The organism is Bacteroidales bacterium (assembly GCA_016707785.1).
GTDB lineage: Bacteria > Bacteroidota > Bacteroidia > Bacteroidales > UBA4417 > UBA4417.
The window spans coordinates 25380-50487 of record JADJGZ010000002.1; the positions used below are offsets into that span (position 1 = coordinate 25380).

Annotated in this window: 21 protein-coding genes and 1 pseudogene; 11 read left to right on the forward strand and 11 right to left on the reverse strand. The window is 41.6% G+C overall.

Going from position 1 to position 25108, the window contains the following annotated elements:
* Positions 1-132 precede the first annotated feature (132 nt).
* From IPH84_01945 to cysC, 4 genes are all read right to left on the reverse strand, one after another.
* Positions 133-1809, reverse strand: coding sequence for a C69 family dipeptidase (locus IPH84_01945; protein MBK7172004.1), 1677 nt, complete (start codon positions 1807-1809; stop codon positions 133-135).
* Positions 1810-1922: 113 nt separating this feature from the next.
* A complete protein-coding gene (locus IPH84_01950; protein MBK7172005.1) occupies positions 1923-3179 on the reverse strand; it encodes a GTP-binding protein in 1257 nt (418 codons plus the stop codon).
* Between the two features lie 92 nt (positions 3180-3271).
* Positions 3272-4177, reverse strand: a complete 906-nt coding sequence (cysD, locus tag IPH84_01955; GenBank protein ID MBK7172006.1) for a sulfate adenylyltransferase subunit CysD — start codon at positions 4175-4177, stop codon at positions 3272-3274.
* A gap of 57 nt (positions 4178-4234) precedes the next feature.
* Positions 4235-4834, reverse strand: coding sequence for an adenylyl-sulfate kinase (gene cysC / locus IPH84_01960; GenBank protein MBK7172007.1), 600 nt, complete (start codon positions 4832-4834; stop codon positions 4235-4237).
* A gap of 122 nt (positions 4835-4956) precedes the next feature.
* On the opposite strand from cysC, the gene IPH84_01965 reads away from it, so the two are divergent.
* The 5 genes from IPH84_01965 (at position 4957) to IPH84_01985 (ending at position 8658) form a co-directional block, all read left to right on the forward strand.
* Positions 4957-5520 (forward strand): DUF177 domain-containing protein, encoded by a 564-nt coding sequence (locus IPH84_01965; protein MBK7172008.1) that lies wholly within the window; start codon positions 4957-4959, stop codon positions 5518-5520.
* 19 nt (positions 5521-5539) lie between these two features.
* Positions 5540-5725 carry a 50S ribosomal protein L32 gene (gene rpmF, locus IPH84_01970; protein ID MBK7172009.1) on the forward strand — a complete coding sequence of 62 codons (186 nt, stop codon included), beginning with the start codon at positions 5540-5542 and terminating at the stop codon, positions 5723-5725.
* A 47-nt stretch (positions 5726-5772) separates the two neighbouring features.
* Complete coding sequence (gene plsX / locus IPH84_01975; GenBank protein ID MBK7172010.1) at positions 5773-6735, forward strand: phosphate acyltransferase PlsX; 963 nt, start codon at positions 5773-5775, stop codon at positions 6733-6735.
* Positions 6736-6796: 61 nt separating this feature from the next.
* On the forward strand, positions 6797-7795 hold the full coding sequence (locus tag IPH84_01980) for a ketoacyl-ACP synthase III (GenBank protein ID MBK7172011.1): 999 nt from the start codon (positions 6797-6799) through the stop codon (positions 7793-7795).
* A gap of 326 nt (positions 7796-8121) precedes the next feature.
* Positions 8122-8658: a glucosaminidase domain-containing protein gene (locus IPH84_01985; GenBank protein ID MBK7172012.1), complete on the forward strand. Its 537-nt coding sequence runs from the start codon at positions 8122-8124 to the stop codon at positions 8656-8658.
* Positions 8659-8770: 112 nt separating this feature from the next.
* Here IPH84_01985 and IPH84_01990 read toward each other — a convergent pair whose 3' ends face one another.
* The 3 genes and pseudogenes from IPH84_01990 to aspS form a co-directional block, all read right to left on the reverse strand.
* A complete protein-coding gene (locus tag IPH84_01990; GenBank protein MBK7172013.1) occupies positions 8771-9688 on the reverse strand; it encodes a histidinol-phosphatase in 918 nt (305 codons plus the stop codon).
* Positions 9645-10895, reverse strand: a complete 1251-nt coding sequence (locus IPH84_01995; protein MBK7172014.1) for a U32 family peptidase — start codon at positions 10893-10895, stop codon at positions 9645-9647. The genes IPH84_01990 and IPH84_01995 overlap by 44 nt, the downstream gene beginning before the upstream one ends.
* A 122-nt stretch (positions 10896-11017) precedes the next feature.
* A pseudogene (gene aspS, locus IPH84_02000) lies at positions 11018-12762 on the reverse strand (aspartate--tRNA ligase).
* 279 nt (positions 12763-13041) lie between these two features.
* Between aspS and queA the strand changes: the two are divergent.
* The 3 genes from queA (at position 13042) to IPH84_02015 (ending at position 16164) form a co-directional block, all read left to right on the forward strand.
* On the forward strand, positions 13042-14097 hold the full coding sequence (queA, locus tag IPH84_02005; protein ID MBK7172015.1) for a tRNA preQ1(34) S-adenosylmethionine ribosyltransferase-isomerase QueA: 1056 nt from the start codon (positions 13042-13044) through the stop codon (positions 14095-14097).
* Between the two features lie 182 nt (positions 14098-14279).
* Positions 14280-15470 (forward strand): L-serine ammonia-lyase, encoded by a 1191-nt coding sequence (locus IPH84_02010; protein ID MBK7172016.1) that lies wholly within the window; start codon positions 14280-14282, stop codon positions 15468-15470.
* Positions 15471-15483: 13 nt separating this feature from the next.
* Positions 15484-16164 carry a 2-C-methyl-D-erythritol 4-phosphate cytidylyltransferase gene (locus tag IPH84_02015; protein MBK7172017.1) on the forward strand — a complete coding sequence of 227 codons (681 nt, stop codon included), beginning with the start codon at positions 15484-15486 and terminating at the stop codon, positions 16162-16164.
* A 12-nt stretch (positions 16165-16176) separates the two neighbouring features.
* On the opposite strand, the gene IPH84_02020 is transcribed toward IPH84_02015, so the two are convergent.
* Positions 16177-17310, reverse strand: coding sequence for a glycosyltransferase (locus IPH84_02020; GenBank protein MBK7172018.1), 1134 nt, complete (start codon positions 17308-17310; stop codon positions 16177-16179).
* A complete protein-coding gene (locus IPH84_02025; protein ID MBK7172019.1) occupies positions 17307-18323 on the reverse strand; it encodes a flippase-like domain-containing protein in 1017 nt (338 codons plus the stop codon). Before IPH84_02025 ends, IPH84_02020 begins: the two co-directional genes overlap by 4 nt.
* A gap of 51 nt (positions 18324-18374) precedes the next feature.
* Between IPH84_02025 and ruvC the strand changes: the two genes are divergently transcribed.
* A complete protein-coding gene (gene ruvC, locus IPH84_02030) occupies positions 18375-18932 on the forward strand; it encodes a crossover junction endodeoxyribonuclease RuvC (protein ID MBK7172020.1) in 558 nt (185 codons plus the stop codon).
* Between the two features lie 11 nt (positions 18933-18943).
* Here ruvC and IPH84_02035 read toward each other — a convergent pair whose 3' ends face one another.
* Positions 18944-20122: a formimidoylglutamase gene (locus IPH84_02035; GenBank protein MBK7172021.1), complete on the reverse strand. Its 1179-nt coding sequence runs from the start codon at positions 20120-20122 to the stop codon at positions 18944-18946.
* A 140-nt stretch (positions 20123-20262) separates the two neighbouring features.
* Entirely contained in the window at positions 20263-22590 is a 2328-nt protein-coding gene (gene topA / locus IPH84_02040; protein ID MBK7172022.1) for a type I DNA topoisomerase, read from the reverse strand.
* 298 nt (positions 22591-22888) lie between these two features.
* Between topA and miaB the strand changes: the two genes are divergently transcribed.
* Both miaB and IPH84_02050 read left to right on the forward strand, forming a co-directional pair.
* Positions 22889-24172 (forward strand): tRNA (N6-isopentenyl adenosine(37)-C2)-methylthiotransferase MiaB, encoded by a 1284-nt coding sequence (gene miaB, locus IPH84_02045; GenBank protein ID MBK7172023.1) that lies wholly within the window; start codon positions 22889-22891, stop codon positions 24170-24172.
* Between the two features lie 149 nt (positions 24173-24321).
* On the forward strand, positions 24322-25107 hold the full coding sequence (locus IPH84_02050) for a polysaccharide biosynthesis/export family protein (GenBank protein MBK7172024.1): 786 nt from the start codon (positions 24322-24324) through the stop codon (positions 25105-25107).
* Position 25108 lies beyond the last annotated feature (1 nt).

Here is a 25108-nt window from a genome sequence, read left to right on the forward strand (position 1 = left end):
ATAATAAACGCAAATTTAAGGATTTTCTTTTATCTCATCAATGGGTAATTCCGATAATAAAAAACCCGGCAATAAACTATTGCCGGGTGTACATAATTTAAATGTTTTTATATAATTAGCCAGGCTATATGCTTAATGGCCGCTTGATCCGATAACTTTGAATTTATCACCGGTTTCCTTGACAATTGTCTTGTAAAAATCTTCACTATAACCGGGTTGTTTTACCTTGGGATTCTTTTCACCGGCAACAGGGGTCTTAATATTACCATCCATATACTTGGTAAAAAGGTAATTATAAAGTTGTTTCCACTGGTAAACTGTGCTATTCCCCTGGTTCACCGAAAAATCAGTCAGAAATTGAACCGCATCAGTTTGTGATTTCTGTGACTTTTCAAAAGCAATTTTATCAATGGCAGGTACCATTGCGATGAAGTTACCTTCCAGTTCAGCTTGTTTCTGAAGGATTTCAGGAATCATATCTTTGTAACGGGTATAGGCAAAATTAGTAACCTGGTTAAATACCCAGAAAGCAGCATTCTCACTAAATGTCATCATATCTCCGTTTCCAACGGCAAAAGTCTCCGGAACCCTGGTCATACAGGTATACATGGGTACATAAACCGTGCTGTAGGTATCATCAACACCAAACCAAATGATTCCGCCCAATGGAGAAGGGACAAAACTTCTTGATTGAGTGATAAATGAAAAACCGGTCTGTTGAGTCGAAATAGCTCTTTCATTGCAATATTCAACACCATCTACCTTCCAGGTAAGAGGGCGCCAACGTACAATACTTCCATAAGGGCCGGCACCTGCATCCTTTGTCATATCCAGAGGTGTATCCTGGTAATAGTCGCGCATCAATCCAAATGCATCAAGCAGGGTGAGCTTTTTGTCTGGTTTTACATATAAAGGCATCCTGTTATGAAGGTTTTCACCTTTTGCATAATCCAGATAAGCATCCATGCCTTTTGCAACTTTGTTGAATCCACTCCAAACCCTGGCTTCACAAAACCGTGCGCCTCCAAAATCTACCGGGGCATAAGTATCACTGAAACTGAAGTCCTTATCTTCTCCGCTAAACCAACCTTTACCCTTTGCAAAGGAAACAACATCTGATGAATAGATACAATTAGCCGGATCATTCAAGGGGAAAGTAGTGATACGTGCCTGGTTGGCATGTCCAGAAATATAACCATCAGGTATCCTGATAGCAACCCACACAGCTCCTTTATTGTACTTCCAGGTAATCCGGCCTTTTTTATCCTTTACCTGTTCTGGTTTACCTTTACCAATCATCTCCATGATCCAAACTTCGTTGGCATCACTGATACTGAAGGATTCTCCTGAGCTGTAATATCCATATTCAGCCACAAGGCTTGTCATAATTTCGATAGCCTCCCTTGCAGTACGCGATCTTTGAAGTGCGACATATATCAGGCTTCCGTAATCCATGATCCCGGCTGTATCAATCAGTTCTTCCCTTCCACCATAAGTGGTTTCACCAATAGCAACCTGGTTTTCATTCATGTTGCCAATCACATTATAGGTCCTGCTGCTTTGTTTGATCTTACCCAGGTATTTACCTGTATCCCATTCATAGATATCCAGTAAGGATCCTTCGGGATAGGTTGCAGCCGGCCAGTGATAGAGTTCTCCAAATAAGGTATGGGAATCAGCTGAATAGCTAATCATACAGGAACCATCGGCTGAAGCTCCTTTTGTAATCAGGAAGTTGGTGCATGCTTTTGAAGGCATTGATATACCCACAGCAATGAGGCATAATACCAGGAAAAGTGTTCTTTTCATATTTAGACGATTAGATGAATTGATTGGGATTTTTGAATCCGGAATCTGCTTAATTCCAGTTTCAAAGATAATAGGATTCTTTAATCTGAATCCCGAAAAACAGAAGGCTTGAATTAATACTCCAAATCCTGTTCGATCATTCCAACACCCACGGTTTCGTTGGTGCCTTCATCAATCAGAATGACAGCTCCTGTTCTCCTGTTCTTTTGATATGGATCGAAAAACAAAGGCTTGGTTGTCCGGATACTTACATGAGCTATGTCATTCATTCGAACCTCTTTATCATCAGTAATCTTCTCCAGGTTGTTCACATTAACTTTATAGTGAACCTCCTTAATAAGACACCTTACATCCCGGGTTGTATGCTTTAAAGCATATTTCCCGTTTACCTGCATCGGGCGGGGATTCATCCAGCAAATTTTGAGATCAATATCCTGGCTTACCTGTGGGAGGTTATCATCCTTTACGATCATGTCGCCCCTGCTGATATCAATATCATCGGTAAGCTGGAGTGTAACCGACATAGGAGGGTAGGCTTCATCAAGGCTTTTTCCTAGCTGATCAATTGATTTGATGCTAGATTTATATCCCTCCGGCAAAACAATAACTTTATCTCCCGGCTTGAAAATCCCTCCATCAATCCTTCCTGCATAACCCCGGTAGTCATGAAATTCCTCAGAAATCGGACGAATAACATGTTGTACAGGAAATCTTGCATCATCCAGATTATAATCACGATTAATGGGAATACTTTCCAAAACCTGCAACAGTGTGCCGGCATCATACCAATCCATATGGGCAGATGGTTCCACGACATTGTCACCATGAAGGGCAGAAATCGGCACAAAGCGGTAATCACGGATCTTTATGATTTCTGCAAATTCTTCAAAGCCTTTCCTGATCGACTCAAAAACCTCCCTGGAATAGTCCACAAGGTCCATTTTGTTTATACAGACAATAATATGCGGGATTTGCAGAAGAGCGGCTATATAACTATGCCTGTAAGTTTGTTCTGTGACTCCGTTCCTGGCATCAATCAGAATAATTGCAGCGTTTGCAGTTGATGCGCCGGTTACCATGTTACGGGTATATTGCACATGACCGGGAGTATCAGCAATAATAAATTTCCTCCTGGGAGTTGCAAAATACCGATACGCAACATCAATGGTAATACCCTGTTCCCTTTCAGCCCGGAGTCCATCAGTAAGCAATGCCAGGTTGATATATTCATTTCCTCTTTGAATACTTGCCCGTTTTACGGCTTCAAGCTGATCTTCGAAAATGGATTTACTGTCATATAATAACCTTCCAATCAAGGTGCTTTTTCCATCATCTACACTTCCAGCCGTAGTAAAACGGAGAAGTTCCATATCGAGGTATCCTTTTGATGAGAATTCAGTCACGGTAGTATCTGATAAATAAAGGGTTGTTGATAAATATGATTGTCTGCTGAAAGCTCCTCTCAGAAATAGCCTTCTTTCTTCCTGTCTTCCATAGCAGCTTCACTCCTGAGGTCATCGGCCCGGCTTCCTCTTTCAGTAACCCTGGTGGCAGCAATTTCGTCAATAATTTCTTCAAGACTATTGGCAGTGGAGAGTGTCAGTCCTGTACAGCTGATGTCCCCTATGGTTCTGCACCTGACAGTTCTCATCTCAGGATTTTCGGTAGGTTTGAGTTTCATGAAAGGAGCTGCTGCGAGCCATGTACCATCACGATTGAACACTTCCCTCTCATGGGTAAAATAGATGCTGGGCATAGGGATATTCTCTTTCAGGATATATTGCCATACATCCATTTCCGTCCAATTACTGATAGGGAAAACTCTGAAATGTTCCCCCATATGTTTTCTTCCATTGAAGATATTCCACAATTCGGGACGTTGGTTTTTGGGATCCCATTGTCCGAATTCATCCCTATGCGAAAAAAACCTCTCCTTAGCCCGGGCTTTTTCTTCATCCCTTCTTCCACCACCCATACAACAGTCAAATTTGTTTTTCTCAATCGCATCCAGCAATGTGATGGTTTGAAGCAGGTTTCGGCTTGCATTATATCCTTTTTCTTCAGTAACCCTGCCCAAATCAATTGCTTCCTGGACAGATCCCACAATAAGCCTGGCACCTAATTCCTTAACCAGATCATCCCGGTAATCAAGGGTCTCCTGGAAATTGTGACCGGTATCTATATGTAGAAGAGGAAATGGAATCCTTGCCGGCCAGAATGCCTTTTTGGCCAGGTAAGTCATCACAATTGAATCCTTCCCCCCGGAAAAAAGGATGGCTGGTTTTTCGAATTGTGCTGCTACTTCCCGAATCACAAAAATAGATTCACTCTCAAGTTCATCAAGATGGGTAATGTTATAATCTCTCATTTCTTCAACACTGTAATGTAAACCTTCTTTCTTCCTGACAACAGGGGATATTAAAGATCAATCAATTTTTATCCCCGGGATGATAAAATCAAGAATCCTGTGTATGGAGGTTTCAATGCTTTCCTGATCTGTATTTATCACAAGGTCGGGTAGCCCGGGGATTTCAAAAGGAGCATCTACTCCTGTAAAACCTGAAATCTGACCCGCCCTGGCTAATTTATACATCCCTTTCACATCCCTCCTTTCACATACTTCTATGGATGGATTCAAAAATATCTCAATAAAATCAGCTTCGCCAATAATCTTTTTTGCCAATTCCCTGATTTCTTCTGTTGGACTCACAAATGCATTGATTGTAATAACACCGGCAGAAAGGAAGAGTTTTGAGATTTCAGCAATGCGCCTGATATTTTCCAGGCGATCATCATTCGAAAAGCCAAGATTATTATTTATTCCCTTCCTGACATTGTCGCCATCCAGCACCTGGCAAAGGTATCCCTGCTCAAAAAGCTGCTTTTCCACCCCCAATGCCAATGTAGTTTTCCCGGAGCAAGGTAAACCTGTAAACCAGATCACCTTTGACCGTTGTTTCAGCCTCTTTTCTTTATCCAGCCGGCTAATCAGCTCATCAGAAACATTTTGTTTTGCCTGCTCCACAACTTGATTTTAAGTAAACGAATGCAAAATTACTGTTTATATTTAATTTGCTGCTAAACAACAGTTTGTTATTTTAACGACAATTTTATAATTTTGCGCCCCTCAATTAAAAAAGTCATTTTGTGGATTACCTGAAAGACTTTATTATTCATTTTGTTGGCTTAAGTGTTGGCAATCATCATTTTGAGTTCGATGTCAACGATTTGTTCTTTGAACGCTTTGAGTATTCCCAATTGCATCAAGGGAATGTGAAAGTGTTGGTAGAACTGGATAAACAGGAAAGAATGCTGGTTTTTTCCTTTCATTTGGAAGGAACCATTGAAGTGACTTGTGACCGATGTGCAGAGGAGTTTTCTATGCCGGTTTCGGGAAATGAACACCTGATTGTTAAATATGGAGGAGAATATGCTGAAGAGAGTGATGATATGATCACAATCCCGGCTACAGAATATAAAGTTGACCTTTCGCCCTATATTTATGAGTACCTTCACCTGATGTTACCGGTTAGAATTGTACATCCGGAAGATGAAAACGGCCATTCAGACTGCAACCAGGAAACACTTAGAATACTTAATGAACTGACAGCACATACAGATACAGACCCCAGATGGGATGTTCTCAACCGACTTAAGTCTTCTGTTGAGGATAGTAATCAGGAAGAAAAAAAACAGAAAAAGAAAAAATAACTACTAATACTTAAATACAATGCCAAATCCAAAACACAGGTTTTCTAAAACCAGAACGGCAAAACGCAGAACCCATTACAAAATAGATGCTCCTACTTTTGTAGCTTGCTCCAATTGTGGAACTTCCGTGTTATATCATCGCGTATGTCCTGAATGTGGTTTTTACAGAGGTCGCCTGGCCATCGAAAAAAATACCACTGCCTAATTGATAGCAGAATTTCAACAACTACCGATAAACCAAAAGATTCTTAGATGAGAATCGGCTTGGATGTAATGGGGGGCGATTTTGCGCCTGTAGCTACCATTGATGGAGCTATTTTAGCACAAAAAGAGCTGCAAAACTCGGATCGGATCACTTTGATCGGTCCCGGGACTATGATCAGTGATATGCTTCTGGAGCGCAATGTCGATCCGGCAGCATTTGATATTGTACATGCTCCTGATACGATTGGTATGGGAGAACACCCTACCAAAGCACTCATCAAAAAACCAGAATCAAGTATCGGGGTTGGGTTCCATCTGCTCAAACATAAAAAAATTGATGCTTTCTCCAGCGCTGGCAACAGTGGTGCAATGGTGGTCGGCTCAATTTTCAGTATCAATACAATTCAAGGCATCATCCGGCCTTGTACTTTCGCTTTCTTACCCCAGGAGAACGGGGGTGTTAGCATAATGATAGATATCGGCACCAATCCTGATGCAAAACCGGATATGATGTACCAGTTTGCTATCATTGGATCCATTTATTCGCGATATGTGCTGAGGATCCCAAACCCCAAAGTTGCCCTTCTGAATATTGGTGAAGAAGAGGAAAAGGGAAATATCAACTGCCAGTCTACATTCCATATCATGAAAGAATCCCGCGACTTCAATTTCACAGGAAATATAGAAGGCCGTGATCTCTTCAGAAACAGGGCTGATGTAATCGTTTGTGATGGTTATACAGGCAATATTGTCCTCAAAACTTTAGAATCCATTTATCGGATCATGGATAAAAGGAATCTGCTTGATGACTATTTCAGCCGTTTCAATTATGAAAATTATGGCGGTACACCTATTCTGGGTGTCAATGGGACTGTTGTGATGGGACATGGAATTTCCAACCCTATCGCTATCAAAAACATGATCTTGCTTAGCAGGGATGTTTATAAAGCAAGGTTGGTGTCGAAAATTAAAGGTGCATTATTGGAAATCGTCGGGGAAAAGAATCTTTGACCTGAATTACAGGAGAAGTCCTGGCAATGCACTGTTTAACAAATCCTACTAAATAAGAGGAATGAAAAAAATTAATGCAGCAATTACCGGTGTAGCAGGATTCCTGCCCGATTATATTCTCACAAATGAAGAATTAAGTACCATGGTGGATACTACCGATGAGTGGATTATGACCCGAATCGGTATCAGAGAGAGGCATATTCAGAAAGAGCCCGGAAAAGGATCCTCTGATATGGGTGCGGAAGCTGTAAAATTGCTTTTGGAAAAAACCCATACTTCTCCTGAAGAAGTGGAAATATTAATATGCCCTACTGTTACTCCTGACCATATATTCCCAGCTACAGCCAATATCATAAGTGAAAAAGCCGGGATTAAAAATGCCTTTAGCTTTGATATTAATGCAGCCTGCTCCGGATTTATTTTCGCGCTCACCGTTGCAACCCAGTTTGTTGAAAGTGGAAAATACAAGAAGGTAATTGTAGTAGGTGCTGAGAAGATGTCATCCATTACCGATTATACTGATCGTACAACCTGCCCGCTCTTCGGAGATGCTGCAGCTGCTGTAATGATTGAACCCACTACTGAAGATGTTGGTATAGTTGATTCGATGTTGCGTACCGATGGAGTGGGACTTACACATCTACATATGAAAGCCGGAGGGAGTGTTAAACCTCCTTCACATGAAACCGTTGATGCTAAAGAGCATTTCGTTTACCAGGAAGGTCAGGCTGTTTTCAAATGGGCTGTATCCAAAATGGCGGACATCTCCGTTGAAATGATGGAAAAACACAACCTTTCTTCTGATGACGTAGCATGGCTGGTGCCTCACCAGGCTAACCTGAGAATTATAGATGCCGTTGGTAACCGTATGGGACTGCCAAAGGAAAAAGTGATGGTAAATATTGAAAAATATGGAAACACCACTTCTGCTACAATTCCACTTTGCCTCTGGGAATGGGAAAACCGCCTTCATAAAGGAGATAATATCATTCTCGCTGCCTTTGGCGGAGGATTTACCTGGGGATCGATATATATCAAATGGGCTTACGATACCAAATAAGTACCCTCAACCCTTAAAGATTTGTATAAATAATCATTAATAAACAGCGTAAACTGTTCGAAGTTGCATTATATTTGATAGAACTGAAACGATAATAATATACCAATCTACGTTCTATTCAGCAGAATAGCAAACCCCGTTTAACATTTTTTAATAGACTTTTCACCCTACTACCCAACCTCCCGAAAGCTTTGTGACTCTAAAGAAAGCTTTGTAACGACCTCCTGCATATTTTTATCAATCTACTACAGAATGAACATGTTGCAATACATTCTGTTCATAACATCACAGATATTTCGTATTTTTGCAAATCCTAAAACCCAACAATGATTTTAAACCGAACCACCCTTATTATTGTCTTTCTCCTGTTAATCAGGACGTTAGCCATTAGTCAGGATAATACGGCCAAATATATCAATAAACACAAGTCCCTGGCGATTGATTTGATGCGTGAATATTCAATTCCTGCCAGTGTTATCCTTGGTGTTGCCGTTGTTGAAAGTGGTGCCGGAACCTCTGTTCTGAGCAAAAAATTCAATAACCATTTTGGTATTGTCGGTAAAAACTACAATGCCATCCATAAACTAGGCCGTCGTTCCCATTATAAGGAATATCAAAGTGACAGTGCTTCTTACAGGCATTTCTGTGAAGTGATCTCCCGTAAAAAATTCTATCCGCAATTGCGCAATAATCCTGATCATAAACTCTGGATTGCAGCCATTCGAAACTCGGGATACGCCTCCGCTGCCCATACCTGGAGCAAAAGAGTCAACCTCGTGATCAGGAATTTTAACTTGCTGGATATTGACTTCTTCGTTGACCCACTCAACGAAACGGCCGATCTTTCACCTGTTTTGCGTTAAAAGGTCTTTTCACCAGTTCCTTAGGTACAACTCCAACCTCCCTGAAACAGGAGCTTACGGATGTTTTGCATACATATTTGGGGAGTAGTTGGAAAAGACTGCTGTAAGGTGTTCAGGAATATATCGGTTCAGAAACCCATCCCTCTTCCCTAAATTTCATCACCTCTGTGATTCCGGCATTTTCGAGCAGTGCAGCAGCTTCACTATATGCACCATCAAGCTCATGTGGCAGATGCGCATCTGAATTGATCATCACAGGAATCTTAAGTTGCTTGATCTCTTTAAGTATTGCAAGACCCGGATATGTGGTATCGGAACGTTTTTTATACAAACCCCTTGTATTTACCTCCACAATCAATCCCTTTTCCCTGATCAGATCAAGGGTTTCAGAAAGTAATGCACAGTACCATGGCTCTTCTTCGCTGAAGAATCTTCCCTTATTATGCATTTTGATCTTATCGAAATGTCCGATGATCTCAAACGTCTGGGTTGTAATCATCTGGTTGATCTGCCGGTAATAGGTGGAAACTGCTTTCCTGATATCATTTCCGAACAACTGGATTAATCCATCATCGTAAGTTTCGTGGTTGGGTCCATCAGTAAACCACAGACGTTCATGAGCTTCAGGTTTTACAAGGTGTACCGAGCCAATCAGGTAATCCAGCCCAAATTCCTGTCTTACCTTATCAAAATCCTCTGATATTCCGGGGATAAAATCCATCTCCATCCCGGTATATATCTGGATTCTACCCTTATATTCCATTTTTAACCTATCCAGTTCTTCAAGGTATTTCATCTTATTCTCCATTTTAAAGGAGAAGGAATTCTCAAAAGGTAAAGGTGAGTGCTCTGTAAAGCCCAGGATATCAAATCCTTTTTCAAGTGCATGCAAAACATAATCCAAAGGCTGGGCATGACCGTCGGAATAAACAGAATGAGTATGGTGGTTGCAGTTAATCATGTTTGTATGGGGACGTTCTTTGTAATCAGGAAAGCGGTTCAGCAGGTACGATTTTGTAAACTTTATCATTTTTTCTGAGCACCACAGAAACAGGGAAAGTGGGGTGATCTCCTTTTACAGCACGAGTAATTGGCACCTTATCAGAGATCATCTCAGTGATAACCGATTCATAAACACCAGTCGTAGGGCCGGTAACCAGGATTTTATCGCCAATTTCAAGCTCATGGGTATCCATCCGGACATGGGCAATTTTCAGATTACTGTAATAATTGGCTACCACACCGATATACAGTTTCTTTTCAGTAGCAAGAGAGCCGTGTACCGGCGACCATTCTCCGAGTTCGCGTCCAAGGTAATATCCTTCCCAAAAACCCCGGTTATATACCTGAGATAATCTTGCATCCCAGGATTCAATTCTTTCCTGCGTAAAGTCTCCCACTTTCCAGGCTTCAACCGCTTCCTTGTAGCACTCTGTTACAGTCTTAACATATTCTGCCGATCGGCCTCTCCCTTCAATTTTCAGTACTTTAATTCCCGCATTCAAAACCTTGTCTAACAAATGAATGGTTTTCAGGTCCTTGGGTGACATAATGTATTCATTATCAATTTCAAGTTCCATATCGGTTTCCTTGTCCTTTACAATGTATTTCCTCCTGCAATCCTGAAGACAAGCGCCCCTGTTGGCTGAAGATTTATGATTATGCAGGCTCAGGTAGCATTTGCCACTAACAGCCATGCAAAGGGCTCCATGAACAAACACTTCTATCCGGATAAGTTCCCCTTTGGGTCCCCTGATATCCTGTTCCTTGATTTGACGAGTAATCTGAGCAACCTGCTCAAGAGAGAGCTCCCTGGCGGTAACCATTACATCGGCATACCGGGAATAGAATTTAACTGCAGAAATATTAGTGATATTACATTGCGTGGAGATATGGATCTCCATTCCTACCTGACTGGCATATTCCAGGACAGCGAGATCAGATGCAATGATTGCAGTAATTCCATGTTGTTTTGCTGCATCAATAACCTGTTGAACCTCTTCAATCTCATGATCATAGATCACAGTATTCAGGGTCAGGTACGAGCTAATCCCGTTTTCACGACATATGTCTGTAATTTTCTCCAGATCGTTTAAAGTGAAGTTCACACTTGACCTGGAGCGCATATTCAGCTTTCCAACTCCGAAATATACCGACCCGGCTCCTCCTTGTATGGCAGCCATCAGCGACTCATATGAGCCTACCGGTGACATGATTTCTATTGACTGTTCCTGCATGATAAAATTTATGCAAAAATAGTCATTATCAATCAGACGAGTAAATCATGAGATATAATGCCTTTCCCCAAATAAATGAATAGGGTTAAAGAACCAACAGGTACCTCTCGATTGCAGGTATCTTAAATCGATACTTTCAGACTTAATTCCTTAAGCTGATCATCAGAAATTCTTGAAGGAGAATCGATCATTACGTCGCGGGCAGCATTGTTTTTAGGGAAGGCGATATAATCGCGGATGGATTCGCTCCCACCAAAGAGTGAGCAGAGCCTGTCGAAACCAAAAGCAATTCCCCCGTGTGGAGGAGCCCCGAATTCAAAGGCATTCATCAGGAATCCAAACTGATCCTGGGCATCTTCTTCACTGAATCCCAATAATTGAAGCATTTTATGTTGAAGGGGTTTATTAAAGATCCTGATTGAACCTCCACCAACTTCAACACCATTGATCACCATATCGTATGCATTGGCCCGCACTGCACCGGGATCGGTATCCAGTAAAGCAATATCTTCAGGTTTGGGTGATGTAAAAGGATGATGCATGGCATAGAAACGCTGGCTTTCTTCATCCCATTCAAGAAGTGGGAAATCATAAACCCAAAGAGGTGAGAAGGTTTCAGGATTTCGGAAGCCAAGGCGGTTGCCCATTTCCAGCCTGAGTTCATTAAGGGCTTTGCGGGTTTTATTGCCTTTTCCTGCTAACACCAGCAAGAGGTCGCCCGGTTTTGCCCCAAAAGCTTCTGCCCATTTTTTCAGCTCATCGGATGAGTAAAACTTATCCACGGATGATTTCAAGCTCCCATCAGCAGCATATCGAACATAGATAAGGCCCCGGCACCAATCTGAGGTTTTTTCACAAAGTCAGTAAGCTCATCCAGCTGTTTGCGAGTATATTCAGCACAACCTTCGGCATTAATCCCGACAATGAGTTCGGCATCGTCGAATACTTTAAAGTCTTTCCCCTTCACCAATCCGGTCAGTTCAACGAATCTCATTCCAAACCTTGTATCAGGCTTATCAGAACCATAATATTTCATGGCATCAGCATAGGTCATGCGGGGGAGATTTTCGATCTGAATGCCCTTGACTGTCAAAAAGAGATGCTTTACCAATCCTTCAAAAGTCTGGAAGATATCTTCCTGGGTTACAAATGACATTTCACAGTCGATTTGTGTGAATTCCGGCTGGCGATCAGCGCGAAGGTCTTCATCGCGGAAGCATTTTACAATCTGGAAATAGCGGTCGTAGCCGGCAACCATCAATAATTGCTTGAAGGTTTGCGGGGATTGGGGCAAAGCATAGAATTCACCTGGGTTCACCCTTGAAGGAACAACATAATCGCGGGCACCTTCCGGGGTACTTTTTATCAGAACAGGAGTCTCTACCTCAATAAAATCAATGGAGTCCATATAATTACGGGTCTGGAAAGCCATACGGTGACGCAATTCAAGATTTCGCTTAACCGGCCCCCTCCTCAAGTCAAGGTAGCGATACTTCATCCGAAGCTCTTCCCCTCCGTCAGTATTATCTTCAATTGTAAAGGGCGGGGTTTTCGATTCGTTGAGGACTTCAAGTTTCCCAACCATGATTTCGATCTCACCCGTAGGCATTTTCAGGTTCTTGTTGCTACGTTCTGCAACACTTCCTTCAGCGAGTATTACGAATTCTCTTCCAAGTTTGCGGGCAGCTTCACGCAATCCCGAATCTGACTCCATATTGAATACCAATTGAGTGATTCCATAACGATCACGTAAATCCACGAAAGTCATTCCCCCAAGGTCGCGTGACCGTTGTACCCAACCACAAAGGGTTACTTTTTCTCCGACATTCGCAATGGTTAATTCTCCACAAGTCCTGGAACGTAACATATTTGATCGATTTAATGAGGGGCAAAGGTAGAAAAAAAAAAATGAGCTATCCTTCCTTATTGTGTAGGTTTTCAAAACCAGCGATTTGTTCAGAATTCTGTCAATAAATCCTGATCAACCTTTTATTTACAGAGCATTCTAAGGAAAAAGTCGGGTCAAAAACCGAAAAAACGCTGTTAAAAAGCGTTAAAGCCCTTCAATAAAACCAATAAACCCTTGATTTTCACACTAAATTTCACTATTTTTGCACCCCATTTTTGAAAATGCAAGTAACTCCATATGAAACTTTCACAATTCAGGTATCACTTACCTGCTGAGCTCATAGCAGAGCGGCCTGTCCCTAACAGGGATGAATCAAGATTGATGGTTTTAAACCGTCAGGCTCAGACTATTGAACACAAAACCTTTAAAGAACTTCTCGACTACTTTGGAGATGGCGATGTATTTATCCTGAATAATACAAAGGTATTTCCAGCATTATTACTTGGAGAAAAGGAAAAGACCGGTGCTAAAATCACTGTTTTCCTGCTTCGTGAATTGAATAGTGAAGCACGTCTTTGGGATGTTCTTGTTGATCCGGCCAGAAAAATCAGGATTGGTAATAAGCTATATTTTGGAGATGATGATGCCCTGGTAGCTGAAGTTATTGACAACACCACTTCCAGGGGACGCACCCTCCGGTTCCTTTTTGATGGCCCTTATGACGAATTCAAACGCACCATCGAATCTCTTGGAAAAACACCTTTGCCTGAAGAGCTTCAGCGTATGAGAGATATTGAACCTGAGGATAAGGAACGATATCAAACCATCTATGCAAAGAATGAAGGCGCTGTTGCTGCACCTTCTGCCGGATTGCATTTCAGCCGTGAATTAATGAAGCGGATGGAACTGCAAGGAGTTTCATTTGCTGAAGTAACTCTCCATGCCGGACTCGGAAATTTTCGCGCCATTGATGTTGAAGACCTCACGAAGTATAAAATGGACTCTGAAGAACTGATCATCGAAGACCCAACAGCTATCGTTGTCAACAGGGCCAAAGATGCCAGGAAGAGAGTCTGCGTAGTAGGCACCACTACCATGAAAGCAGTGGAATCATCAGTTGCTATTTCAGGAAATCTGAATCCTTTCAGAGGCTGGAGCAACAAATTCATCTTCCCGCCATACGATTTCAGCATTGCCAACAGTATGGTGACTAATTTCCACCTGCCACAATCACCTATGATGATGATGGTAGCAGCATTTGCCGGTTATGACCTTTTAATGAAAGCCTATAAGGAAGCCGTTCAGCATAAGTATCGTTTCTTTACATACGGAGACGCTATGCTTATCATTTGATCATTTGTCTTCCAAATAATATCAAAGCCCCGGTCTTTCAAGTGTTGACCGGGGTTTTGCTTTTTAGCCCGGCCTTACTGTCCTTCAGGGTTTGTATATTCCTTACTTTTACATCCATATAATCTTAGATCCGGTCCTTAACTTTAACTTTGTATCCTGGTCTTACACTTCCTTATAAAAATATGGAATCCATCCGAAAAATATATAAGACCGGCCTTGGACCGTCCAGTAGTCATACAATGGGCCCCCGCCTGGCTGCTGAAATATTCAGGGCTAAGAATGAAATCGCATCCCAGATTCGCATCACACTATATGGAAGCCTTGCTGCTACCGGGAAAGGTCACCTTACAGATAAAGTACTCCGGGAATCCTTCCCTTCTGATAAGGTAAATATCCTCTGGGAAAAAGATGTTGTTCTTCCCCAGCACCCCAATGGAATGAAATTCGAAGCTTTTGATAAATCCGGGAAATTATTGGATGACTGGCTCGTTTTTAGTGTTGGAGGTGGCGACATCATGGATGATCAAACGAATAACTCTGCCGAAAATATCTATCCCCATTCAAAACTTACGGAGATACTTCATTGGTGCCAGCGAAATGGCAGAACCCTGTGGGAATATGTTGAGCTTCATGAAGATAGTGCGTTCCAGGAATACCTGAAAGATGCCTGGCATACTATGCAGGCTTCTATTATCAGAGGGCTTGATAATGAAGGTGTTCTTCCCGGAAGTATCCATTTGCCCCGAAAGGCCTCCTCTTATCATATTAAAGCCAAAAGTTCAGCCGGTACATTACAGAAAAGGGCTTTATTGTTTGCATATGCCCTGGCTGTTGCTGAAGAAAATGCCGGCGGAGGACAAATTGTAACTGCTCCAACCTGTGGCTCCTGCGGTGTGGTACCCTCCGTTTTATACCATATTCAGAACTCTTACCAGTTTTCAGATACTAAAATTATCCGTGCATTAGCTACCGCCGGGCTTATAGGTAACCTTGTCAAGGAAAATGCCTCTATCAGTGGAGCACAGGTAGGATGCCAGGGAGAGATAGGGACTGCTTGTGCTATGGCTGCAGCAGCTGCAGCTCAGCTATTCGGCGGAACCCCTTCACAAATAGAATATGCCGCAGAAATGGGCCTGGAACACCACCTTGGACTAACCTGTGATCCGGTTGCCGGGCTTGTTCAAATCCCTTGTATCGAAAGAAATGCCATTGCTGCGGGAAGAGCTATGGATGCCTCAGCCTATGCCATATTATCCGATGGGCAGCATAGGGTGAGTTTTGATAAAACCTGTATTGCCATGAAAGAAACCGGGCATGACCTTCCGGATATCTATAAGGAAACTTCTGAGGGGGGACTAGCCCTGCAACTTTAATACTGAATCCTCGATGGAAAAATTTGTAATAATTGTTGCCGGTGGGATGGGAAGTCGAATAGGTACTGACCTCCCGAAACAGTTCCTTCTCCTTGATGGAAAACCAGTATTGATGCATTCCCTGGAAGCCTTTGCAGACTATTGTCCTACGATTGAGCAGGTAATTTCCATTCACCCCGCTTTTATTGACAAATGGCACTCTCTGTGTAAAGAATTTTTCTTCAATATCCCTCACAGGGTTGTGCCTGGAGGTGAAACACGTTTTCATTCTGTCAGAAATGGCTTAAACACTATATCCGGTGATGGCCTGGTCGCTGTTCATGATGCTGCCCGCCCTTTGATTTCCAAGTTATTGATCAAAAGACTGTTTGATGAAGCCGAGCAATTTTCCAATGCGATTCCATGTATTCCGGTAAATGAAACTGTTAGGCGAATTCAAAACGGGATGGTATCACTGGTAGATAGAACAGAACTACGGTTAATCCAGACTCCGGAGGTCTTTTCTGTTGCCCTGATCCGTAAAGCCTATGAGCAGGAATACCAACCTTCATTTACTGATGATGCATCACTTTTGGAAGCAATGGGAATTCAACCACATCTCATTGAAGGAGAATATCAAAACCTAAAAATCACTCTTCCAGGCGATATCCAAATTGCTGAAATCTACCTGCGGGAACTAAAGCAGCAGGATTGATGCTCCTTTATCTTATGAATTTCTGGTTTGGAGGATTCTGCCTTTCCAGTTGAAAGAAGCCAGGTTACCAAAAATCCCTATCAAAACTGTATATATAGCATTTACCAACTCAAGCAGAGGTACAAACCATAATAATTTCTTCCGGTTAAAAAATCCCGTAACCAGCCACAAAGCAGGTAAGTCGATCAGGGTTTTCCCAAGGATACATAACAGGAATGTAAAGATGGCCTGGGAAAAGAAGGGTGCCAGGAGCATGCTGGAAACGATCGCCAGGTTAATAAAATATACTATAACAGCGGGGATCAGAATAGCCGGGGACTTTATTCCCCTTGTTTTCGAAACCCATCTCAAACGTTGAGAAATTAATCCTTTTAATGTAGTTTCAGGTGATGTGGACACCATGGCCTGCCGATCCGATAAATAGTTGACCATCTTAGGTCCAAATCGCTTACTGAAAGCCTGCATCAGGAAAACATCATCACCGGAAGGAAGGTGGTTGTTGCCTTCAAAACCTCCTACTTCCAGGAATGCCTCCCTCCGGTAGGCAAGATTAGCGCCATTGGCCATCATAGGTTTACCAATGGATACAGCACCTGCCGTTGAAAACTGAAGGCTCATGAATTCCAACTCCTGCATCATTTCAAAGAGATTTTTTCCTCGTTTAAAATTGACCGGTGAAAGGATCATCTCCGAATGTTTGTTTTCATAAAAGTTAACAATTGTATTTACCCAATATTCCCCTATATGACAATCAGCATCAGTAGTTAAAATCAACTCCCCTTTCGCGGCTCTGACACCGGCTTCAATTGCAGCCTTTTTCCCGATACTGTCATTACGCATCAGGGTAAAACCGGCCTTTGAAAAAAGAATGAAATCTTCTACCTTCCTACCGGTATCATCATCAGAGTGATCATCAACTATGATAATCTCCAAAAGTTGTCGGGGATAAGCAAGCCTTTCAAGGTCTGAAAGAATATTGTGTATATGATGCTCTTCATTTCTGGCAGCAATAATCACACTTACTTTTGTGACCGGCACATTCCCTTCATTCGGAATTATTGGAAGATTTAGCCATCCTATTATGAGCGCTCCAATAAGGACTGCATATAAGCCTATTACAGCTGATAATATTATCAAGACTATCATTTGCGGAAAAACCTGAGTTTGAAAACAAACGGCACACCAGCAATTGCTGGAATTGCCAGGTTTATTACCCATAGCAGACAAGCAGCCATTATAATGGCCAGTGATTCCTTTTCACCCGGAGCCACCCCTCTTGTTTGCAGGATGTACTCACCTATAAAAAAAAGGCTTACAGAACTCCTGACCCCTATTTCGGAAAGTGCAATAGTAGGTATCACAGCTAATGTAATAAATATCACAGGGATGAGAAGAATTGCGGAGGATAAAGGGATAAAGACACCGAAAATAAGCAGCATCAGGTAAAATTGAAGGCTAAAGACAAAATACCTGAGGAAACTCAAAGAAAGAATCAATATCAGTTCTTTGCGAGATATGGCTTGTAATGCTTGTAAATAAAAGGAAATTCGCTTAAGCCGAGTCTTAAATTTCGTTTCCAAAAACTTTGTAAATTCCGGTATACTGAGAAAAATAGTAATTAATATAACTACCCCGGAAAGTAATCCGGCCATAATCCCAACATGTGTCCAGGCAGGAATGAGAACTCCAGCCGGAAGGAAAAGACGATATGTGAATGCTAAGGCAACTGAACCGGCAAGGAGGGTGACCAGCAGCTGGCTAAAACTTCCAACAAGGGTTAAAAGCACAGCTTGTAATGGATCTCCCTTTTTCAGGATGAATGCTCTCCCAATAAATTCCCCGGTTCGGTTCGGGGTGAAAATACTGACGGTTACACCAGTGATTACGGATTGAAAAGCTTTGATAAAGCTGATGTTCTCCACCTCTGAAACCAGTCGTTTCCATTTGATTGCCTCAATTCCCCAGTTGGCCAGCATTAAAAGCATAACGATTATCAAGCCTTCAAAAAATGCGGAATTAGATCCAAATGATTCAAGGGCCATTCTCAACTCCTGTATTTCACCTTTTGCAAAAATCTTCCAGTAAATAAAGCCCAGAGAAAGCAGGACAATAATTAGCCGCAGCAGGATGTTCAGAGTTTTATGTACTTTTGAGGTCATCAATGCAAGAAATTCAGAATAGTAATCAACGTAATATTAATACCCATTTTAATGCCTTCAGAAAGAATCATTTTAGGAATTGACCCGGGAACGAATATTATGGGATTTGGTTTAATTCTGGATAAAGGTAAGAAAATTGAACTCATTGCATTGGATGTGATCAAACTTGACCATCTGGATTCACATCCTTTAAAGTTGAAAAGCATCTTTGAAAAAGTGCTGGGGTTGATTGATAATTACCACCCTGATGAAGTTGCTTTTGAAGCTCCCTTTTTCGGGAAGAATGTTCAAAGTATGCTTAAACTAGGCCGGGCACAAGGAGTAGCAATGGCTGCAGCGCTTTATCGGGATGTTCCGATTTTTGAATATTCACCTAGAAAGGTCAAACAGTCTATTACTGGCAGGGGAAATGCATCCAAGGAACAGGTTTCAGCAATGCTTAACCGCTTGTTTGTTATTGCAGAACAGCCGAAGTATTTTGACGCCACAGATGCAGTCGCTGTTGCCTGTTGTCACTATTTCCAGCGTTCTGTTGGTTCAGAAAGCACAAATTACTCCGGTTGGAGTGCTTTCATCAGTAAAAATCCGGATAAAATTATCGGGAAGTAACCCTGATCAGGTTACATCAACTTCTGATAGGCTTGCCACCAGCGGTCAGGCATTTCATTTTCACATGCGGTTTGATAGTCGGCATAGGCACATGGTACCAGGTAGTGATGCCGGTATTTTTCCCTGACACTTTCTGAGCATTTCACTTCCATCCACCAACGATCTGTTTTTTTGCTTCTAAAAAATACAATTCCATCTTCCTGGTTGGTCAATTGAACATTATAGCGAATAAAGCCAGCTGGGTCTTTTGAGGGATGATCTTGCTGCCTGTGATAGAACCCATCAATGAAATACCAGATCATCTGTGCTAAGAGATGAGCCGTTTGACCATTCCTGTCAAATAAAGGATTCATTTCATAAAACCCGATACAGCTCATCTTCTCACTCATGCCTGCATAACGGGAGATCTGACAGGCTTCCTCTCCATAGAACCCGTTGGGTGTGGCATTGGCATTAGCAGGAGCATCAGATTGCCTTATAGCAGACATGTCAAAAGTAAGCATGTCTGCATTGCGGATCAGTGGCTCAATATCAACAATACTAGCCTGTGCAACTCCAAGCCTGCATATGTCGAAAAACAGGTCTTTCATGAGGTCAACAGCCCCCTGATCAACCAGGTAAGTCTGGTACCCTATATTGGTAAAATTAAAGAGATAGTTAGGCTTGTGTAAAATAATGTGACTGAGATAGGATTGAGAATTCAGTTTCCCTTCGGTTTCACCAAGATCAAATAAATTATCAATGGCAGCCAGGTTAATGATATGATTTAACTCCTTGTACGCTTTATAGGCTGAATAAGTCAGATCTTGTCCCCCACCTATGATAATGGGAATTATTCCTTCTTTTAAGAGGGCCTGAACAACCGTAGTTAATGCAAAAAAAGTGTCTTCCGGCGAATTGCCTTTCCTGATATTTCCAAGGTCAGCCAGTTTGATGGAGTAATTGCCGGGAAATAATTTATAAAGATATTGACGCACTGCATCTGCGGCTCTGCTGCAGCCTTCATTATTTACTGCATTCCTGTCATCATTCACTCCAACAATTGCAATATCGATGCCTGAAAGAGACGGGAAATTATGTTCATCAGTATAAACTGAGAAAACTTCACCTAGTTTTTTATAGGTAGTACTTGTTATTTCAGTGGGTTCCAGACTGGTAACAGGTTGGAAGTAAATAGCAATATCCTTCATTTTAAATGATTTGGTTCAGAACGAAGAAAGAAAATGTGTTTAAACAAAGAAACAGATTTTATTTGATGAAGCAGATACAATATGAATAAAGACCATCAGAAAAATTAATGATCCAAAGTAGCATTTCTTATCAGGAAAAACTATTTCTTACCCCTGGAAGCTGCTCCCTTTTTCTTGGTTGAAGGGGGTGCATTTTTGGCAATATCCAGGCAATCCTGTAAGGTGAGGGAAGCCGGAACAACTCCTTTGGGTATCTTGAAATTCTCTTTGCCAATGGAAATATAAGGGCCAAAGCGACCATTTATAACCTTGACATCAGGACGTTCGGCATATTCCCTGATCATCCTGTTGGCTTCGCCGATGCGCTTCTCTTCAATCAGTGTGATTGCTTCAGCTTCTGTAATTGTATTAGGATCCTGGGTTTTATTCAAAGAAAAGAATTTCTTGTTATGTAAAACGTAAGGGCCAAAGCGGCCTATCCCAACGATCAGCTCTTCTCCTTCAAACTCCCCAATAGGTCTTGGAAATTCAAATAACTTCAGCGCTTCTTCAAGTGAAATATTCTCTATAGATTGACCCTTTCGAAGGCCGGCAAAACGTGGTTTTTCCTCTGAATCACTGTTTCCAATCTGAGCCATTGAACCAAACCGTCCTATCTTAACGAAAACATTCTTCCCACTGGCCGGGTCAACACCTAGAAGTTTTTCACCTTTAGCCTTTTCTTTACTTTCAAGGGTTTCAGTCACTTTTTTATGGAACGGGCCATAGAAATCACTGATGATGGAATTCCATTTTTTCAGGCCCTCAGCGATTTCATCAAACTCTTTTTCCACATTCGCCGTGAAATTATAATCCATAATGTCAGTAAAATACTGCAACAAGAAACGGGTAACCAGTTCACCAACATCTGTGGGGAAAAGTTTATTCTTTTCAAACCCATATTTCTCGGCTTTGATCACGGATTTGATTTTCCCTGCTTTCAAAACCAATTGTTCAATATCGCGGCTAAAACCATCCCTGTCTTCCTTCAATACATACTCTCTTTTCTGAATGGTAGAAATAGTTGGAGCATACGTGGAAGGCCGGCCAATTCCCAATTCCTCCATTTTCTTTACCAGGCTGGCTTCGTTGTACCTTGGCGGGGATTGTGAATATTTTTGTACTGCCTGAATCTCATCCATTCCAAGGATTTCTCCTTTTTTTAATGGGGGGAGGATTCCTTCTTCATTCTCAGTATCATCATCTGTTGATTCCATATAAACTTTCAGGAATCCATCGAATTTGATCACTTCTCCTGCAGCTATGAATTGCTCCTTTGCAGTAGAAATATTTATATAAATATTGGTTTTTTCAAGAATTGCATCTGCCATTTGAGAAGCAATGGTCCGTTTCCAGATTAACTCATATAATTTCCTCTGTGCGGCATCACCATCAATCGATGACTGATTTGAGCTGGTAGGACGGATAGCTTCATGGGCCTCCTGTGCACCCTTGCTCTTGGTTGCGTACTGCCTTGATTTATGGTACTCTTTCCCGAACTGCTCAATAATAGTATCCCTTGCCATTCCCAGGGCCATCTGTGAAAGATGAACGGAGTCGGTACGCATATAGGTGATTTTTCCGGCTTCGTAAAGTTGCTGAGCAATGGTCATGGTGCGGGAGACAGAAAATCCCAGTTTTCGGCTTGCTTCCTGCTGTAAAGTTGATGTTGTAAACGGAGGAGCCGGAGTACGTTTACCCGGTTTGGTCTCAATATCGGCTACTGAGAAATTTGCTTTTGAACAAATTTCCAGGAATTTATAAGCTTCATCGCTGGTGGCAAACCTTTTAGGCAGTTCTGCCTTGATCTTGGCAGTGCCGAATTCGTTGTTTACGTCGAAGATGCCTGTTACCTTAAAGGAAAAACTTGATTTAAATGCACGAATTTCCTCTTCTCGTTCTACAATCAGCCTGACTGCAACAGATTGCACACGACCTGCTGATAAAGAGGGTTTCACCTTTTTCCAAAGAATTGGTGACAATTCAAACCCAACCAAACGATCCAAAACCCTTCGGGCTTGCTGGGCATTTACAAGGTTTTGATCAATCTTACGTGGCTTTGCAATAGCTTCAGTGATAGCTGTTTTAGTAATTTCATGAAAAACAATCCTTCGGGTCCGTTCCGGGTCCAAACCTAACACTTCTGACAAATGCCAGGAAATGGCTTCCCCCTCACGGTCCTCATCAGTTGCCAGCCAGATCGTTTCAGCACCATCTGCCATTTTCTTGAGTTCACGAATCATCTTCTGCTTATCAGGCATGATTTCGTATAAGGGTTTAAACCCATTTGCCACATCAATACCCAGATCTTTCGTCGACAAATCTCTAACATGTCCGAAACTGGATTTTACAATAAAATCCTTGCCCAGGTAACCTTCAATGGTCTTTGCCTTGGCGGGAGACTCAACAATTACTAGATTCTTACTCATAGCCTTTCAATTTTCCCGAGAATAATCTGCAAAGTAAAACAATTAATTTACAACATTTTAATTTGTGATTCAAGCAAAAAACGGATTTCTCTTATGCACCATTAAAAGCCTATTGAATAGAATCGTTTCAGATAAATTAACCATCATGTTGTTTTTCAGTCTATTATAAAGTAATTTGGTATTTATTTAAGTAGTATCTTTGTGGCACTTTACCCTGCTAAACAGGCATCTATTATAAAATCTGATACTCACAGTGGAAATAAGGAAGAAAGTATATATTGAAACCTATGGTTGCCAGATGAATTTTTCTGACAGCGAAATTGTCGGGTCTATATTACAGGAGCATAATTATGAGCCAACTGAAGACATGAAACAGGCTGACCTCATATTAATGAATACTTGCTCTATTAGGGATAATGCTGAGCAACGTGTCCGTAATCGCCTTAATGAGCTTCATGCATTGAAACGGAAAAAATCATCCCTGAAGATCGGATTACTGGGTTGTATGGCTGAGCGACTGAAAGAGAAATTACTTGAGGAAGAAAAACATATTGATTTGATTGTTGGCCCGGATGGTTATCGTTCCCTTCCTCAGCTGCTTGAACAGGTGGACTCCGGACAAAAAGCCATTAATACCTTGTTGTCAGCTGATGAAACCTATGCTGATATTAATCCTGTCCGCCTAAGCTCAAATGGAGTCACCGCCTTTATCAGTATTATGAGGGGTTGTGAAAACTTCTGTGCATATTGTGTCGTTCCTTACACCCGGGGAAAAGAAAGAAGCCGTAATCCGAAAAGTATCATTGAAGAAGCCCGTTCATTGTTTGAGCAAGGTTATAAGGAAGTGACTCTTCTCGGTCAAAATGTGAATTCTTATCATTGGGAAGTAGAGGGAATCCCCCTTGAATTTCCAGGATTACTTGAAGAAGTAGCAAAGATTAATCCTCTTTTGAGGGTCCGATTTGCCACTTCACACCCCAAAGACCTTTCTGACGATCTGCTTGAAGTAATGGCCACTCATGTTAACATTTGTAACTCCATTCATCTTCCTGTTCAATCAGGTAGTTCAAGAATCCTTAAACTCATGAATCGTAGTTATTCAAGGGAGTGGTATAAAGAACGACTGGAAGCCATCAGGAAATACCTGCCTGATTGTGCCATTTCTACGGATATCATTGCCGGTTTCTGTGGTGAAACGGAAGAGGACCACCAGGAGACACTTTCTCTAATGGATTGGGCAAAATATGATTATGCTTACATGTTCAAATACTCTGAAAGGCCTAACACCATTGCTTCGAAGAAATTTGAAGATGATGTGCCGGAAGAGATAAAAAGTAAGCGCCTCGACGAAATTATTGCCTTACAGCAAACACTTTCCCTTGAAAGCAATAAACGGGATATTGGTAAAATATTTGAAGTATTGGTTGAAGGGATCTCCAAGCGCTCAGAGGATCAGCTTTATGGCAGAACAGGACAGAACAAGGTTGTTGTTTTCAGAAAAGGAGATTATAAGCCCGGAGATTATGTAATGGTAAAAATTGAAAGCTGCACGGCTGCTACCTTAAAAGGCTCCGCCCAATAGCCTTTTGACAATAAAAAGTATGCATAAATTAATTACTTTTTCGTGATTCATCAATATATTATAGTAATAATACAGCATTGATGATTCATTTAACCTAATTTGTAACTTTATACCGAGTAAAAAACGCTTATTCATTTACTTTCACAACCATGAAGACCCCAAGCATCAAATTGTCATTTGTTATTCTATTAGTTTTATTTACCGGGCTGTTTTATTCCTGTGTTCCTCAGAAAAAAATCAAGTATCTGCAAGATTCCAGCGATACAAAGCCTAGTAATCTAATCGACAATAAAGTAAAGGATTATAGAATCCAACCCGGAGATTATCTTTACATCCGCCTCTTTACTATGGATAAGGATGCAAATATGATTTACTCAGAAATGAGTGGTGGAAACGGAAATACAGCCCTTTACGAGCAAAATATCTACCTTACCAGCTACCTTGTGAGTGATTCAGGGTTCATCAATTTCCCCCTGTTGGGAAAAATTCCTGCGGCAGGATTACTTGTGACCGACATAGAACAAAATATCCGGCTATTGATGCTTAAGGAGGTCAATAATGCGGGCGTTGTTGTTCGACTGGCGAACTTCAAGGTTTCTATCCTTGGTGAAGTTAAAAACCCCGGGACATATATTGTGAATCAGCATAGAGTTACCATTTTCCAGGCACTTGCTCTTGCCAGTGACCTCACCACTTATTCAAACAGGAATTCTGTGAAATTACTGAGGAAACAAGGTGCTCAAACCCTTATTGTCAATCTGGACCTGACTAAAAAAGACATCATCTCCTCTGAATATTATTACCTGCTGCCAGGCGATATATTATACGTTGAACCTCTCAAGTACAAGCAATATGCCTTTGAATCATTCCCATATGCTTTGATACTATCAAGTTTGTCGACAATGCTCGCCTTGATTACTTTCTTTAAAATCTAAC